Below are 16,151 nucleotides of genomic sequence, written 5' to 3' on the forward strand. Positions count from 1 at the left end.
CCCCTCGTGGTTGCTTCCAAGCCCGCTATTGGCCCTCTCCACGCACACGCGCCAGCGCACCCGAGGCGCCGCGGGCGATCTCGGGAGTCAGCGCGCGGATCACACGCGTGCCCGCTGGTCACGCGGCCAGCGGGTAGCAAGCCTCAGGGCGCTCCCTATTGCGCGTTGCGTCTTTTCGCGTCGCGCGGCACGGTCAGCGTGTCCCGATGCCGCGTAACCCGGCTGGCGTGAAGCGCGCGGGTCGATACTCGATCTCTTCGTAGATCCTCGGTTCGTCGTTTCTCAAGCCCATTGCGATATAGCGGCGTGATTGGAGGTCGTGATGCACTTCGATGACCGGATAGTGCATCGGGATGTCATAGAAGTTGATGTTGTGTTGTTCGGCAACCCGCCACAATTGATCGCGCCCATCATATTTGTCGATGACCAGCACCATCCAGGAGTCTTCATCGATATAGAAGGTCCGGCGCTTGTAGATATGGCTGGCGCCGGGCTTCAGGTTCGCGTCGACGACCCAGACCCGGTGCAGCTCGTAGCGGGCATGCTCGGGATTGATATGGCCGGCCTGGAGCACATCGGCCATGCCGATCGTGTTCCCGACGAGCTTGTACGAGTTATAGGGCACGTAGATCTCGCGCTTACCGACGAGCGTCCAGTCGTAACGGTCGATGGCCCCATTGAACATGAAGAAGTCGTCTGTCGTGCGCAGTCCGTCCGCGGCGGTGCCGGGGTTGTCGTAAGCGATATTCGGCGCCAGCCGCACGCGGCGCTGACCCGGGTTGTAGGTCCAGGCTTGGCGCGAATCCAGGTAGTCATGAACGAGCAGGATCTGACCCGCGAGCCTCGCCGGCGCGGTCACTGTCTGCAGGAAGTTGAACATCTTTCCCGGCTCGATCTGGTCGGGCGATTTGGTGAGGCTGCCGTAGTGGAAGTCGTACTCGTATTCGAAGCGTACCGGTGTGTAGCTGCCGGTGCGCGTGACGGCGGCCTGGCTCCAGTTCATCGCGAGGGTCTCGCCGCGGTAGCGGGCCAAGTGGTTCCAGATCGCCTCGGCGCCATTCTTCGGGATCGGGAACGGGATCCCTCCAGTGGTTCCGGCGATGGTGCGACCACCATCGACCAAGGATGCTCGGGTCGCATTCGCAGTGGTCTGGTCGTAATGGCGTTGCGGGAAGGCGGCGCTGCGCCGCGTGGGAAACACCCTCATCTTCCAGGTCGGATAGGTCTCGAGCAGCGCGATCTGTCCCGGTGTCAGCTTGTCGCGATGCTGGCCCAGGTTGGTCGCGTCGATCGTGAAAAGGGGCCGATCCTCCGCAAAGGGATCGGCATAGTGGCCGCCACGGACATGGCCGGCCGGGGGGCGGGTCAGTCCGCCGTTCCACGTTGGAATCGTGCCCGCGGCGTTGCCCGCGCGTTCCGCACCCATCGGCGTGAGGTCCCGACCGAGGCGGGCGGCCTCGGTCGCCGAGACCTGGGCGAGGGCGATCGGAGCGGCCAGGATGAGTGCCAGAGCCGCGCCGATGGTGCGCATCATCTTCTGCATACTGAGTTCTCTCCGGAAAATCACGAATGGGTCAGAAGGAGTAGCTCACGCTCATTGCGAGGAAGTCGCGGTCGACGAGCGGGTTGGTGTGGCTGGCATAGGCGGCCGGTTGGCCGGGCGGCAGGCTTTGGCCCGGTGATGGCGTATCGACACCTCGGACCTTGTCGCCACCAAAGAAGGACGTGTAGGCGAGATCCGCCTGCCACTTCTGCCGGTAATTCAACTCGACTCCCAGCGTCAAAGCCTTCGCCCCCTCATTGAAGGTTGGGCTGCGTCCATCGACGTCGTGGAAGAAGGCGATCCTCGGAAAGAGCGTGGCCGGTCCGATCGCGTTCGGGTATTCGAAGCGGGCGAGCAACCGGTAGCCCCAAGAGTCCTTCGTCGCGAAGCAGTTCGTGTCGGTCGAGCCGTACGAGGCGGCTGTCGCTGAACCCGGTTGCGGGAGGTGGCAGCCGGGAGCCGCAAAGCGGATATCGGAAGGCAGCTGGAGCCGGGTGTAGCCGACCTCGCCGACCAGGATTACTTGATCAGCCGCCAGCACGCGCGACAGGGCTTTGGTCGCGGTCATCTGCATCTGATGCATTTCGACCCGGCGATAACCGGTGATCTCGGTCCCATAGGGGACAGCGGCCGCCGCGGCGGGGTCGGTGCCGGTCAGTTGGTTGCCGATTCCGAGAGCCGCGCCGAGCAGCTCCGCCGACGGCAATTGCAGCGGCTGGTTGCGGCGATAGGAATACTCGCCCTGGAGCGCGATGCCGGCCGGCCCCGAGGTATTGAAGCTCACGCCGAACAGCTGGATGTCCTTCGGATAATCGACGAAGTAGCTCCCTGCACCACCGCGGCGGGCCGCGTTGCCGCAGGCCGCGTTGGTCGCATTGAGCGCCGAGAGCTGTGTCGCGAGCGCGATATTACCGCCGAGCACACCGGCCAACGCGCCGATGTTCGCCGCCGAATGCAAGGCGCCGAAGGTCGGGATGTCGACGACCGTGCAACCAGGCGCGCCGGGCGCGACGGGTATGCCGGCTGCCCCCAGGGCTGCGTCGGCACCGCCCGGCAGCGGTCCGGCAATGGTTCCAGGTGTCGTGATACCGCCGCGATAGCCTGACGCATAAGGGATGCGGCTGTGGTAATTCACATGGTAGAAACCCAGCTCGGTGAAGTTCAGTGCCGGCAGAAAGGCGCGCAAGGCCACGCCGTACTCCCCTCCGTCGCCAGGCTGGCGATCCGGCGATCGCGGGGCCGAAAGCTGTCCGGCCGGGTCCACCGGGAAGATGCCAGGTAGGGCATTCCCGTCGTTGCGCCGCCCGAACCCGGTATAGGCCGTCGAGCCCCCTTTCGCGACGAAGTCGTTGGTGCTCAAGAAGGTACCGACCGGGTCGATCTTCGTCTTCTCCCACTGAGCCATCCACAGCGCTTCCAGCGACAGGTTGTCGGTCAACTCCTGCGCGCCCCACAGGATCGTGGTCGGCATCAATCCCTCGCGCAGCTCGGACCCCGGAATCCGTAAGCGACTGACATTGATCGGGTTGAGTATATTGATCCCGTTCAGGATGAAGGTGCTTTCGCCCCAGCTGACGACCTGTCGACCCAAACGCAGATTGAGATCGCGGCCCGCGACGTCGAACCGCCCGCGCACGAAGGCATCGAGCAGCTCCGCGTCGCGGCCGGCCTCGTGCCGGGCAGACCGATTGAGCTCGCCCTTGCCCATGATCGCGTCGTCATAAAAGTACGATGCCCGCACGAAGGCCCCGTAATCCCGGTAGTTCAGCTCCAGGTCGTGCGTGGCCTTGAACGCTAGAGAGACCAGTTCACCGCGATCGTAGTTCAGGTTGCCGTCGTCGGCGTTGGGATCGCGTGAGCTGCCGCCGTTGGCCAGGCTGATCAGCGACGACTCGCGGTTCTGAAGCCGCCAGAGCGCGCCAACGGACAAGGTGGTGTCGAAGCTGCCAGTGATCTCTCCGGATGTGAACTCGAACGCGGAAACGGACGGTGCCGCGATGGCCAAGGCCACCGCGGCACCCAGAGCACCGGCAATCAGATGGGGCGGTGCGGGACCGCGATTCTTTTCAGACATGAGCGATTTCCCCCTCGTACGGACGCCGGGCCACGCCGGCGGTGTTCTGTGTTGGTCTGGTCCCCCTTTTCGGCATCATACATTTTGGGATTTTGTTTGGGTAGCAACGCGCTGGATGCGCCAGGCGGCCAGCCGATGGGCGCCGCGCCGCCCTGCCCACCCGGCTTGGGTGCGTGGATAAGGGTATGATTTGTGAGGTGCGGTCATTTCCCGCCACGTTTCTAAGGCAAGGAGTCGCTCCGTGGCGTGCGGAGGACGGCAAGGGTCGTGTCGGTCAATTCCGAATCGAGAACGATGGAGTCAGAATGAAGAAGCTATCCAAGGGAACTCCCGTGTCTCTGGTGTTGGGTAGTGGCGGTGCCCGGGGGCTCGCTCATATCGGCGTGATTCAGTGGTTGGAGGAACAGGGTTATCGCATCGCGTCGATTTCCGGATCCTCGATGGGGGCGCTGGTCGGTGGCATCTACGCGGCGGGCGAACTGGATGCGTATCGCCGTTGGGTCTGCGCGCTGCGGCGCACCGATGTGCTGCGTTTCCTCGATTTCGCGTTCAGCGCCAATGGTCTGTTCAAAGGGGATCACATCATGGACACGCTGAGGGACATGGTCGGCGAGCACCTGATCGAGGATCTGCCAATCGCGTACACGGCGGTGGCGACCGATATCGAACGCCAGCGCGAGGTCTGGCTGTCGCGCGGTCCGCTCTTCGACGCCATTCGCGCCTCGATCGCGGTGCCCACCGTGTTCACCCCGCACCATCACGAAGGCCTGACACTGGTCGACGGCGGTCTCCTGAATCCGGTGCCGATCGCGCCGACCTTCCGCGATCTGACAGACCTGACCATCGCGGTCGATCTCAATGGCGAGACCGACATCGCACGCACACGGGATTCGGCGGCGGCGCGGGACGAGCGCGATGGCGGTGATCTCGATCTGCACGCGCGCATCGTGCAGTTTCTGGATGTCATCGGTCAGAATCTGATGGCCCCGCCGGAGCGGGACCTCGGGATGTTCGAGCTTGTGAGCCGGTCGTACGAGACGATGCAGAAGGCCATTGCGCGCCTGAAATTGGCGGCCTATGCGCCCGACGTGGTGATCGAGGTGCCACGCGATGCCTGTGGCGCGCACGAGTTCTTCCGCGCCCGCGAGATGATCGAGCTGGGGTATCGGCTGGCCGAGAGCGCGATGCCGAGCGGCGAGTCGACGACCGGACGAAGCTGCCCGGAGCGCAGTCTATTGGGCACTCGACACCGACCCTAGATAGCACCAGCTGACCGCCGGGTGAATGCGCCGATGCCCGTTGGGCCGGGTGTTGCCCGACGGGCACAGGCCGCGACCCTTGCACGAGCAGACGACGACAATCATGCCGGCCCCTTGCGAGAGCGGGTGGCGGTCTTGGGCACTGCGCTCATGTCCGCGACCAGTTCCTCGAAGCGGCGCACCGTCACGGGGCCTTCGTCGGCAGCCAGGGCCCTCGCGACATCGTCGAGACTGTGGGCCCCGTTGCTCTTGCGGCGTATCTCGCGGTCGATCTCCCGCATTACCCCTACCGCCCGGGCCGTGATGGGACCGCTGGAGCGCTCCACATCGAGGCTCTCGACGTCTTTTCCCCACTCGGCCAGTTTCCGGTGCGCCCTCTCGAAACGGGCCTCGCTGATGGTGCCCGACCGACGCAGGATCTCCAGTGAGTAATACTCCGCGAGCCCCTCGACGATCCAGTTGGCGCCGGGACCGCTGCGGGCGCGCATGGCGACGTGAATCAACTCGTGGACCAGAGTGCTGGTGCCGTTGCCGCTGATCAGCGGCCGGTCGCGGTGCAGGTAGATCGATCCTGGGCCGGACAGGGCACCACGCCAAAAGGGATCGCCTGCGCTAACCACCAACAAACGGTCGGTAAACCCGGGGAAGAGTTGCTGAATGGAGGGTAGTGTCCAACGCAGCAACGCCAGGATGTCGAGGTAGCGCACATCCTGACCGACCGGGGCCGACACGGCGACACGGCTGTCGCCGATGTGGTCGCGGCGGGTGCCGATGTGGCCCATCACCAGCCAGCCCGTCGGCCGGCCGAAGCGCCGGCGGGGATCGTCGACCTTGAACCGGCCGCTTTCATAGCGGGGATAACGGGTCTCGACGGACCAGCCCTCGGGCAGGCGGAATTGCAGCTTGGCGCTCGCGGAGGTGCGATCTTTGAACTTCGAGTGGATCGGCGGTACCAGATCGTCGGCGCGAAACAGCGCCCACTCGGGCGTGATCATGCCGTCGTAGGCACCGTTGTCCCGCCGACTGTTGATGTCCACCCGGTACTGCAGCCAGGCGTCCTGCGCCGGCGGTGTCCACCGCACCTGGTTGCCCTGGACAGAAACCTGTCCGGTGCCGAAAAAGTGGCTGTGGCGTTGCGGGTCGATCCGCAGCGTCAGCCGTTGAACGAAATGGACGTTGCGCGTCAGGCGGATCTTCACCACCGCGGATTCGCTCTCCGGCTTGATCCAGACGGAGTAGAGCACCCCGAAGGTCGCGGGATCGGTCGCGTTGGCGAACCCCGTCGGCAGCGTCAGTGCCGAGGCCAGTAGCAGGAGTCGCAGGATCGTCATCAAGCGCATGGGCAGCATCGCTGGTGGGTGACCGAGAACACGGCAGGGGTACCTGGGATCGTATCGACGGATTATAACGGGATCTCGAAGATTGCCCTGCGCTTCGAGCGCGACTTTCGACGGGGTCACCGATCAAGAGGGTGCTGCGTTGGCAATCGGTGAGACCGTTGCGTTCGGTCGTCACATCGACTCGGCCGCCGCTGGCGACGCAACCAGGAATAGAGTCCCGTGACGGTCACGGCGATCAGGAGCAGCGCGGACAACAGATTGATCACGCCCGACCAGGCGCCGGCCCAGGTGCCTTCGTGCAACTGCTTGACCCAGCTCGGCGTCGCGGTGACCGCGACCTGGCCGTTGGACTCGACGACATGGGCCGCTTCGCCTTGCGCTGACCTGGTCTTGACCAGGGCGCTGCCCGCCTGAAAGCGCCGTGCCATGACGAGCTGACCGTCCGCTGGCTGCGGCACGGCCTGGATCGCCCGCGCCAGACCGATGGGCTCGCCGGGCGCGAGGGTGGGTAACGTCGGCTTGCCGATGTGCAGGGCCATCAGCAGTCCGGTGATCGGCAACAGTGCGAGCAGCGGGAGCGCGAACCAGCCGATGCCGCGATGCCAGCCCCCGAGCGTGTTGCGCAGCCTGGGCAGGCCGAACAGGACGCCGGTGACCAGGATCGCGACCATGGCGTAGGTGGCGATCTCGACCAGGAGGCCGGCACCGACCAGCAGATTCTTGTGAAGATCGAGTGCGAAGCCGAACAGGTCGAAGCCCTGACTGGCCGCAGCGGTCCGCGTCGCGACATCGAAGGTCCCGGCTACGGCGGGGTCTTCGGATTTCACCTCGATCGATCGACCATCTGCCGACAGACTGACTGCGGTTGCCCGACCGGCCGGATCGATGGCCGCGAGTGCTGCGGCCACGGCGTCCGTGCTGACCCGGGCCGATGGGGCGGCGCTATGGTCGGTGCCCAGGATCGGCTTGACCGCGAGGATCGCCCCGGACAACAGGATGAGCAGGAACACCGGGGTCAGCCCCAGGGCCACCCAGCGATGGGCGATCAGGAGCGGGCGCTTGAGTCGTTTCGGAAGCATGGTGCGAGGTCCCTCGCCTTGGTTGAGCAGTGGTTCCCGCCGATGCAGCGGGATGTCGTTACCTTAGCCGGGGCCTGCGTTAAGCTGTGTAAGCCTCGTGTAAAGATCGGTAAAGTCCTGTAACAAGAGGTCAATGGCCTTGATTCTCGAACGCGGGTCGCGATGATGGTCGCCTCGGATGGCAAGTGCAGCGGGGGCGGTGATGACGCGGGTCCTTCTGGTCGATGACGACCTGGAACTGGGCGAGATGCTGACCGAGTACCTCGAGCGGGAGGGTTTCGAGGCGACGGCCGTGCCGGACGGTGAGACCGGTGTGCATCAGGCCCTATCGGGCGAGTACGGGATCCTGGTGCTGGACGTGATGATGCCGGGCCTGAATGGGATCGAAGCGCTGCGCCGCATCCGCGCGCAGGATCGGCGCCTCCCTGTCCTGATGCTCACGGCCAGGGGTGACGACGTGGACCGCATCGTCGGCCTCGAGCTCGGCGCTGATGACTATGTGCCCAAACCCTGTAGCCCACGGGAACTGGTCGCGCGCATCCGAGCCATCCTGCGGCGCACCCAGATGCCGGCGCCGAGCACCGCGTCGTCGGCGCCCTTGACCGCCGGGGCGCTGACCTTGTGGTCTGAACGGCGTCATGTGGAGTGGCGAGGCCAGCCGCTCGAGCTCACCAGTACCGAGTTCAATCTGCTCGAGGTGCTGGTCCGCCATGCCGGCCGGGTGGTGAGCAAACAGGAACTCTCGCAGCAGGCACTGGGCCGCCCGCTGGCCCGTTACGACCGCAGCATCGACGTCCACCTGAGCAGCATCCGGCACAAGCTCGGACTCGATGACGACGGCCGCTCGCCGATTCAGACGGTGCGCGGCCTCGGCTACCAGTTCGTGCGGGAATGAGGGCCATGGGTCGGCTGTTCTGGAAGCTGTTGCTCGCCTTCTGGCTGGCGCTGCTGGCGGCGAGCCTTGGGGTAGGCACCGCCGTCTGGCTGCACCAGCAGGCACTCGCCGAACGCGGGCAGGAGTTGGCGAGCGGACCCCGGGCGGCCTTTCTGGTGTCGGCGGCGGCCAAGGTCTTCCAGCACGGGGGCCGCGCGGCGCTGAACGACTACCTGGAGGAATCGCTCGCCCTGCATCGCGGCGCCCATGTCTACGTCGTCGACGATGCCGGGCAGGAGCTGCTGGGGCGTGCCGTCCCCTCGGGCTTGGTGGCCCAGGCGCGCCGGCTGGCGCACGAGGATCGGGGACCACGCATTGCCCGCCTGGAACGGGTCGCGGGGCGCGACTATCTGTTCTTCGTGCCGGCCGGTGGCCCCAAGCCGCTCCATCACCTCCCACTGGTCCTGCCGATCGGCGTCGGCATCCTGGCGAGCCTCGCTTTCAGCGCCTGGCTGGCCTGGTATCTGTCGACCCCGATCCGTCACCTGCGCGGGGCCTTCGACGCCGCGGCGGCCGGCAAGCTCGACACGCGAATCAGTCAGCGCATGGGGCGGCGGCGCGACGAGATCGCCGACCTCGGACGCGACTTCGATCGCATGGCCGGGCAGTTGCAGACCCTGGTCAACGCCCAGCGGCGCCTGCTGCATGACGTTTCCCACGAATTGCGCTCGCCGCTGGCGCGGTTGGAAGCCGCTATCGGCCTGGCGCGGCAACGACCCGAGCGGTTCGCCGACACGCTCGCTCGCATCGAGCGCGAAGCGGTGCGGCTCGACCAGTTGGTCGGCGAGCTCTTGACCCTGTCACGGATGGAAGCGGGGATGGCGCGGGCCGCGGACGAAGAGATCGACCTGGGCGAGCTGGTGCGGGAGGTTGCCGAGGATGCGCGCTTCGAGGCGCAGGCGACTGGCCGGCGGGTCGAATTCTTCGGCGCCGGCGAGGCACGGGTCATTGCCAACGTCGAGCTCTTGCACCGCGCCCTGGAGAACCTGGTCCGCAATGCGGTGAAGTTCACCGACCTCGGGAGCACGGTCGCGGTAGAGATCGCACGCCACGCCGATCCCGCCGGCAATCCCGACCGGCTGGTGGTGACCGTTTCAGACCGGGGGCCCGGCGTTCCAGAAGGCGAGTTGCAGGCCATCTTCGAACCCTTCTTCCGCAGCGAGGCGGGGGCCAAGACCGCCGGCTTCGGGCTTGGGCTGGCCATCGCTCGCCGGGCCATCGAGGCGCATGGTGGTAGTATTCGCGCCCGCAACCGCCCAGGGGGCGGGTTGCAGGTCGAGGTCGACCTGCCGGCAATCGCTTGAAGCTGACGATCCGCACCGAGCCTGACCAGGTGAACGGAATGGCGAGACACCGGGTTACCGGGTCTCGCATCCTGGAATCTCTCCGCAGCCGGGGCGGCCAAGCGACGCATCCCTTTCCTGAGCTGGAGCCAGCCGCAGGCCGTGGGGATGGATTGCTGACCCGCAAGGTACTCAGCGGTTGCCTGCCTCGATCGCCTTGTCGGCACCGTAGCCGCCTAACGCTAAGGCTCGCCCGCCGCCCAGATAGGGTCACATGCCATTCGGCGTGAGCTCAACATGGCTATCGACCGGCGTGATTGAGGTATTTCGGAAACGGTCAACGTAATTGCGTTCCACGGGCCAGACCTAGCGAGTCATACGTCTTAGACGTACCATCGGGCCATGTACACCATCATCGAAACGCCGCTGTTCACCGAGGACGCCCGCGCGATCTCGTCCGAAGACGAACGAGCGGCGTTTTGCGCTTGGCTGGCCGCTCATCCGCTGGCCGGCGAGGCCATTCCCGGCTCGGGCGGATGCCGCAAGGTCCGCTGGACGCGCGCAGGCATGGGTAAGCGCGGCGGAGCGCGGGTGATCTACTACAACCGGCTCGAAGATGGACGAATTTACCTGCTGGTGATCTATGCCAAGGCCGAGTGCGGCAACATCCCGACGCATCTGCTCAAAGCCATCCGCGAGGAACTGATCCATGACCACTGAAGACACCATCACCGGCGAAGAACTGGGTGAAAAACTGCTCGCGTCCATCCGCCAGATGAAGGCCGGACAGGGGACGGCCGTGCACTCGCCATCGATGACCGCACGCCGGAAGACCGGCCTGTCCCAGGCGCAATTCGCCAAGCTGCTCGGCGTCTCCGTGCGTACCGTGCAGGAATGGGAACAGGGTCGCCGTCGCCCCAGTGGTGCGGCTCGCACCCTGTTCAAGGTCGCCGAGCGCCATCCCGAGGTGTTGCGCGAGCTGGTCTGAGGGCGGCTCATGTCAGCCGCCTAAACGACTCAAATCGACGTCCACCTGAGCAGCATTCGGCACAAGCTCGGACCCGATGACGACGGCCACTCGTCGATTCAGACGGTGCGCGGCCTCAGGGTCAAGGGGTCGGGTCAAGGGGTCGGGTCAAGGGGTCGGGTCAAGGGGTCGGGTCAAGGGGTCGGGTCAAGGGGTCGGGTCAAGGGGTCGGGTCAGAGGGTCAAGGGGTCAGGTCTTGCATTCAAGCACCTTGCTTGCTTGAGGTTGCCGGCGCGCTGCAGTTTGGTGTGGCCTTGAGGCGTCGTACGGCGCGGCTCACCGTCGAGTAATGCACGCCGAAGAACGCGGCGATCTCCTGCATCGTGTAGACGCCGGTGGCGAAGGCTCGAGCCATGGCCTCGTCACGGTGGGGATACCGGCGCGCGAAGCCGGCGAGCGGCTCCGCCAACGGCCGGCGCTGCGCGCGTGGGACCTCGCGCAGCCGTTCCAAGGGCTTGGTCGTCGCGCGATGGCGCTCGGCGAACCCCTCACTGCCGAGAAAGACCTGATGACGCAGACCTTCCCAGATGCTCGCACCGCCGACCCCTTGGCGAACGAAATCCGCATACCCGGCCTGCGCGACGCCGCGTTCCTCGCCGAACTGCCCGAGCAGCCAATCCGTCTCCAACCACGCCGGCGCCGACGCCCGCCCGATCATCGCCCGGTAGCTGCTCCATGCCCACCCTTCCGCCGCCGGTACCATTCCCGCGCGCACGGGATTGAGTACGACGTAGCGCACGAGATCCAACAGGTACGCATCGCGTTCCACCAAGATGGCTTTGAAGCGTCCCTGGAACAGGTGTCCGACCAGCCCGTGGCGTCGGTTGCTCCTTTGGGTGTAGACACCGTTCAGCTGGCGCATACCCTTGGACAGGTTGGCCTCCGGTGTCTCGACGACGACGTGGTAATGGTTCGTCATCTGACAGTAGGCGTGGCACCGCCAGTTGAACCGCTCACAGACATCGCCTAAGAGCTCCAGCCAAGCGCTGCGGTCCGCATCGTCACGATAGATGGCCTCACGCCGATCGCCGCGCGAGGTAACGTGGTAGAGCCCGCCGGCTAGCTCGATACGAAGGGGTCTGGCCATGGGCTCAGTGTAGTCGGGCGGTGCTGGATTGCAAGACCTGACCCCGCATTCTGACCCCGCATTCCAACGGTTCAGATCGTCGCTCGCTTCACTCGGACGATCTAACCTTATTCGTTAGGGCTCTATCTTCTCGTACACGTTTAAGATATGCGCCTCAACATCCGCATATGTTCTCTTTATGAAATAAAATAGATCTACGCCGCTTAGGCTCGGAAGATCGTCTGGCTCGTCATATGGGTTGGCGGGCAACTGTATGCTTGCGACTGACCGCACTTGGACAGGGCGAATAGCATCTAAGCTTTTCGTTTCGAATTCTCCGCTTGTTACGGTTAGCGGAAGCCTGCGGTGTTGCAGCACGTTTCTTAGCTTGTTCAGATAGTTGAATCGGTCGGTCGCCTTAAAAGCATCGACGGCCGGCGCAATGGAATTTGGATTCAGCGATAATTTCTCGGCAAACGTCCTGAGCTCTATTTCGCTTTCTCTGTAATTAGACAGGTAAATAGATGTAATTTCTTGTGCGAGCATATCGAGGGCTGATCGCAAGTTATTAATAAACCCGAGTGTCCTGTCATGGAAGTCATGATCGAATGGCGTGCGAATCTTATCTTCCGGGCGGTGGTTCGGAGAATTAGAAAATGAAACAGGAGAGTACCAAGTCTCTTTTAACAGGAACTCCATTGATTGCTTCGCAGATTTCATGCGAACCCCGACCGCATGATGCCGCGCAGCAATTCTCTTTTGATCCTCGGGTGCGCACTTACGCTTCACACGTAGCAAATATTGCTGCTCAATATCTGATACCGTCCAGGGGGAAAGAGAAGGCCGATAACTAACGATGCTCATTAAAGTTGGGCGCCAGGTTTCTTTCCTTCTGTATAGCAGCGCCTTGCAGTTGGGGCATTCGGCTCCGTCGGGGCTAGAAAGGGTTTCCCATTCTTTATCGTCAAAGCCGGCTACCTGCCCACAGGACGGACAACGAAACAACGCAAAGTAGGTTTCGCATTTATTGCATCTATGTCCAGCACCGCCACACGACAAGTCCCTTTGGACTTTTGATGTTGCCCTTACCGTTTCATTGCAGTGAGGACACGGGAACTCAGCCCAGAAGTTGCCCGCTTGCTCGGAAAAGGGCTGGAGAATTACTTCGTGTCTTTTATCCATCGGTGGAAACCGCAATTTGGGGGGTGATAACATTTTATTGCGGCGTTACCGGCACATTTCAAAGATGGCAATACGGAACCGGCCCATTACATCCATGCATTCTCCCATTAACGCTTCTAGTTCACCGAATAGCATTTCGAAGTGCATCTGTCCAATGCTGTGCAGAACGTGATTCATTCGTTCAACTGCTAGCTGTAGCCTGCGTGCAATGTCTGCTGAAAGCGCGATATCCGTTGTCGCAAAGCGAAAAGCGGGGTCAAGACTTGCCCCCGTTTGCTCTGAACGTTTGCTCTGAATGCGCTAGCGGGAGTCATTCGGTGCTTCCGTGCGTGGTGAGTTCCGCGGTCCGTTTTGCAAACTCCAGCATTGATCTGAGCGCGGCGTTGACCGCCTCAGAGTTCTGAAAAGCAGCGGCAACATCGGGGTCGAGAACCACGACGTTGGTGCTGCGCATGTACGCCTCGTAATGCTTGCCGCGAACGGCTTTGGAGAAATCAAAGTCGTACTCGGGGCGCAGATCGTCTTCGATGTCGTCAGAGTTCATAACGCTTCCGCTCATGTGCAGTTGCCTGTCGTGCGCTGATGATCCGAAACTCGTTGCCTTGCTCAGTATGTGCCACCACCAAGAGCCGACCCGAAGACGAGCGTCCTACGGTGATGAATCGCTGCTCCCCGACAGAATGATCCTGATCGGCGAACGTGCCAGCCAAGGGATCACCGAACACGGTGGCGGCCTCGTCGAAGTCTACCCCATGCTTGCGAAGATTGGCCTCGGCTTTCTTTGCGTTCCAGGCGAACTTCACAGTATTTCCGTGCTCTCCTGCGGGTGCCGTGGGTTTCTACGCGCCCAACGCTGCGGTAAGCCGACCCGTGCGCCGCCATGCTTAAGATTAGCCCAAGACGCTGCCGCGCGGGGTCGGCTTGACCGGTTCGCTAGGTGACTATGCGTGATTGCAAGACCTGACCCCCTCCTCTTGACCCTGGCTGCGCCGCACCCCCGTCTTCGTCGTGGCCATCGTGGTCTCCTGTCGTGATCAAGAACAGGGACCATTGTCCGCATCTCCCGCGCGCAGAACAGAACGCCAGCCAGTTGCCGGTTACACTTGCTAACGCGCGACGCACCGCGCCATTGGCACTGGCGAGGGCGCCGCGTGCTGTTGACCGACGGAACCACGACGACCCTGCCCGACAACGAGGTGAACCAGGCGGCGTATCCCCAGCCGGACAGCCAGAAGCCGGGCCTGGGCTTCCCGCTGATGCGCGTTCAGGCGCTGATCTGCCTGGGTAGCGGGGCGTTGTGCGACGCCGCCACCGGCCCTTGTGTCGGCAAGGGCGGGGACGAGCAGACGCTGTTGCGTGAGATGCTCGACAACCTCGAAGGCGGCGATATCCTGCTCGGTGATGCCTTCTACCCGACCTATTTCCTGCTTGCCGAGCTCATCGGCAACGGCATCGATGGACTGTTCGAGCAATACGGGGCGCGCAAGCGCAGCACCGACTTCGCCCTCGCTGAGGTCCTGGACAAACACGATCACATCGTCGTCCTGAGCAAGCCGAAGAAGCGTCCTGACTGGATGAGCCCCGAGGAATATGCCCGTCTGCCCGAGACGCTCAATGTGCGCGAGATCCAGTGTGGCGGAAAGCTCCTCGTGACCACCTTCCTCGATGCGAAGGACACGCCCAAAGGCGTCCTCAAGGCGCTGTATCGACGCCGTTGGCATGTCGAGCTGGACATTCGAAACATCAAGACCACGCTGGGCATGGAGACGCTGCGATGCAAGAGTCCCAAGATGGCTTGCAAGGAGCTGTGGGTGTACCTCCTGGCGTACAACCTGATTCGTCTGCTCATGGCGCAGTCCGCCTGGCTGAGCGACCAGATTCCGCGCCAACTCAGCTTCAAGCACACCGTGCAGGTTTGGACCGCTTGGACACAGATCGCGCGCGGCAGCGAGGACGGCGAGAGCATGTACCAGCTCATGATCTTGATCGCCCGGACCCTTGTTGGTCTCAGGTCCGGGCGCATCGAACCCCGGTTGATTAAACGAAGGCGCAACCGCTTCGGATTGCTCATGGAGCCAAGAGCGGATGCCCGAGAACGCGTTCGGGCCTTTGGCCACCCGAAAAAGCAACGGTAAAGTTTGCTCCACAACAATGGCTTACGACCATCCCGGCAGGCGCAGACCGCTTAAGACCGTGCCATTCCGCACTGACCCCGTTTTCGCCGTCTTCGCGTTCTCCATGATGACGCCTAAACTTACCACTGAGTTGCGCGCGCAGTTTTGGGTCGGCGCTTACGCAATGGTTAGCCCTGGCGCGTGTAGATGCTCGGGCTTTATGTCATTGGGTATTCCGGCTCTGAATAAGCCAGGATTTGTGCTCGGATCCCACTGTCCGTTTGCGTTGGCAAAGACGACCCACGGGAAAAAGAAAGCGTTCGATATTGAACGTTCTTGTACTACTAGAACACGCAAATCGAAAGATATGTCGCTGTTGCTGTGACGGGAGGATATGGCCTGCCGAATTACTGCAATGTCGATTTGAAGAGGGTCGGGATTGGAAGTGTATACGCGCACGCCCACGTGAAATGGCTGGCGCTGCCCCAACGTTGGTAATCGATGCAGATCCTGGAGCTCGTCGAGATCTCGACGAAGGCGTTTCTCCCGAAACTCGTCGAGTTGCCAATCGCCTTCGAGATATTTCAAAACGCTCACTACAACTCGAGCAAGTATTCGTAGCTTTTCGCCGGTAATTTCTACAGGGTCTCCGACCACGCCTCCTTTGGAGCTGGAAACACGAATGGAACCATCCGTTGTGGCGAAATGCCTATCGTGGATGATCGTCCCGCGGAGTGGTTCCAAGGTGCTGTACAGACCAACAATGCGCTTTTTGAGCCACGGCCGAGTTTCGATTAGCGGAGGAAATTCGGGTGTGTTTTCGAGATGTTGCAGCTTTTGCTGAAATTTGAACGTAGAAGCAACCCCATTCTCCCGAAGAACCCATTCGACCAGCATATCAATAAGCTTGAAGGTTGACACTAGGACAAGCGGAGCTCCCGCCTTGAGAAAGCCCGGGCGCCAGTCGCCTATAGGGGCGCTTATCGCTAAATAGCCTATGAACTGAGGTGAAGGATTCCCTAAAGTGTAGATGACGCCATCGGGCCAAGAACGAAATAGCTCATGCTCGACTATTGCGTAAACAGCTTCCAAGAGCCAGCATTCGTAATCGGTTCTTTCAGAAAGCTTCGTTAACGATAAATCATCAAAGGTTGGTGGCATAGCGGCGTGGTGCTCTTTTTCAGGCTAACGTATGGCTAGCCCGACCAATACCGCGCTCGCAGGGCGTTAAAGGCGCGCGCCGAGCTCGG

Annotated in this window: 15 protein-coding genes; 6 read left to right on the top strand and 9 right to left on the bottom strand. The window is 62.7% G+C overall.

Going from position 1 to position 16,151, the window contains the following annotated elements:
- Positions 1-193: 193 nt before the first annotated feature.
- Positions 194-1,543, bottom strand: a complete 1,350-nt coding sequence (locus ABC977_RS00215) for a DUF1329 domain-containing protein (RefSeq protein WP_369665212.1) — start codon at positions 1,541-1,543, stop codon at positions 194-196.
- Between the two features lie 31 nt (positions 1,544-1,574).
- The gene (locus ABC977_RS00220) at positions 1,575-3,617 is read right to left on the bottom strand and encodes a DUF1302 domain-containing protein (RefSeq protein ID WP_369665213.1); all 2,043 of its coding nucleotides are present in this window, start codon (positions 3,615-3,617) and stop codon (positions 1,575-1,577) included.
- A gap of 305 nt (positions 3,618-3,922) precedes the next feature.
- On the opposite strand from ABC977_RS00220, the gene ABC977_RS00225 reads away from it, so the two are divergent.
- On the top strand, positions 3,923-4,876 hold the full coding sequence (locus ABC977_RS00225; RefSeq protein WP_369665214.1) for a patatin-like phospholipase family protein: 954 nt from the start codon (positions 3,923-3,925) through the stop codon (positions 4,874-4,876).
- 101 nt (positions 4,877-4,977) lie between these two features.
- Here the strand turns inward: ABC977_RS00225 and ABC977_RS00230 are convergent, their stop codons facing one another.
- Complete coding sequence (locus tag ABC977_RS00230; RefSeq protein WP_369665215.1) at positions 4,978-6,216, bottom strand: hypothetical protein; 1,239 nt, start codon at positions 6,214-6,216, stop codon at positions 4,978-4,980.
- A gap of 116 nt (positions 6,217-6,332) precedes the next feature.
- Positions 6,333-7,295, bottom strand: coding sequence for a PepSY domain-containing protein (locus tag ABC977_RS00235; protein ID WP_369665216.1), 963 nt, complete (start codon positions 7,293-7,295; stop codon positions 6,333-6,335).
- A gap of 178 nt (positions 7,296-7,473) precedes the next feature.
- Between ABC977_RS00235 and ABC977_RS00240 the strand changes: the two genes are divergently transcribed.
- From ABC977_RS00240 to ABC977_RS00255, 4 genes are all read left to right on the top strand, one after another.
- Positions 7,474-8,190 (top strand): response regulator transcription factor, encoded by a 717-nt coding sequence (locus ABC977_RS00240; protein WP_439849134.1) that lies wholly within the window; start codon positions 7,474-7,476, stop codon positions 8,188-8,190.
- Between the two features lie 5 nt (positions 8,191-8,195).
- The gene (locus ABC977_RS00245) at positions 8,196-9,533 is read left to right on the top strand and encodes an ATP-binding protein (RefSeq protein ID WP_369665217.1); all 1,338 of its coding nucleotides are present in this window, start codon (positions 8,196-8,198) and stop codon (positions 9,531-9,533) included.
- 381 nt (positions 9,534-9,914) lie between these two features.
- On the top strand, positions 9,915-10,232 hold the full coding sequence (locus ABC977_RS00250) for a transcriptional regulator (RefSeq protein ID WP_369665218.1): 318 nt from the start codon (positions 9,915-9,917) through the stop codon (positions 10,230-10,232).
- Complete coding sequence (locus ABC977_RS00255; protein WP_369665219.1) at positions 10,222-10,500, top strand: helix-turn-helix domain-containing protein; 279 nt, start codon at positions 10,222-10,224, stop codon at positions 10,498-10,500. The genes ABC977_RS00250 and ABC977_RS00255 overlap by 11 nt, the downstream gene beginning before the upstream one ends.
- A 241-nt stretch (positions 10,501-10,741) precedes the next feature.
- Here the strand turns inward: ABC977_RS00255 and ABC977_RS00260 are convergent, their stop codons facing one another.
- From ABC977_RS00260 to ABC977_RS00275, 4 genes are all read right to left on the bottom strand, one after another.
- On the bottom strand, positions 10,742-11,626 hold the full coding sequence (locus ABC977_RS00260) for a transposase (RefSeq protein WP_369665220.1): 885 nt from the start codon (positions 11,624-11,626) through the stop codon (positions 10,742-10,744).
- A 114-nt stretch (positions 11,627-11,740) separates the two neighbouring features.
- On the bottom strand, positions 11,741-12,787 hold the full coding sequence (locus tag ABC977_RS00265; protein ID WP_369665221.1) for a hypothetical protein: 1,047 nt from the start codon (positions 12,785-12,787) through the stop codon (positions 11,741-11,743).
- Positions 12,788-13,097: 310 nt separating this feature from the next.
- Positions 13,098-13,331: a hypothetical protein gene (locus ABC977_RS00270; protein ID WP_369665222.1), complete on the bottom strand. Its 234-nt coding sequence runs from the start codon at positions 13,329-13,331 to the stop codon at positions 13,098-13,100.
- Positions 13,321-13,590: a BrnT family toxin gene (locus ABC977_RS00275; protein WP_369665223.1), complete on the bottom strand. Its 270-nt coding sequence runs from the start codon at positions 13,588-13,590 to the stop codon at positions 13,321-13,323. The genes ABC977_RS00270 and ABC977_RS00275 overlap by 11 nt, the downstream gene beginning before the upstream one ends.
- A gap of 348 nt (positions 13,591-13,938) precedes the next feature.
- Here ABC977_RS00275 and ABC977_RS00280 point away from each other — a divergent pair, with 348 nt between their 5' ends.
- Positions 13,939-14,922 (top strand): IS4 family transposase, encoded by a 984-nt coding sequence (locus ABC977_RS00280; RefSeq protein ID WP_439849135.1) that lies wholly within the window; start codon positions 13,939-13,941, stop codon positions 14,920-14,922.
- Positions 14,923-15,078: 156 nt separating this feature from the next.
- On the opposite strand, the gene ABC977_RS00285 is transcribed toward ABC977_RS00280, so the two are convergent.
- Positions 15,079-16,062 carry a hypothetical protein gene (locus ABC977_RS00285; protein ID WP_369665225.1) on the bottom strand — a complete coding sequence of 328 codons (984 nt, stop codon included), beginning with the start codon at positions 16,060-16,062 and terminating at the stop codon, positions 15,079-15,081.
- Between the last annotated feature and the right edge of the window lie 89 nt (positions 16,063-16,151).

The sequence above is a fragment of the Thioalkalicoccus limnaeus genome, assembly GCF_041197575.1.
In the GTDB taxonomy this organism is placed as follows: domain Bacteria; phylum Pseudomonadota; class Gammaproteobacteria; order Chromatiales; family Chromatiaceae; genus Thioalkalicoccus; species Thioalkalicoccus limnaeus.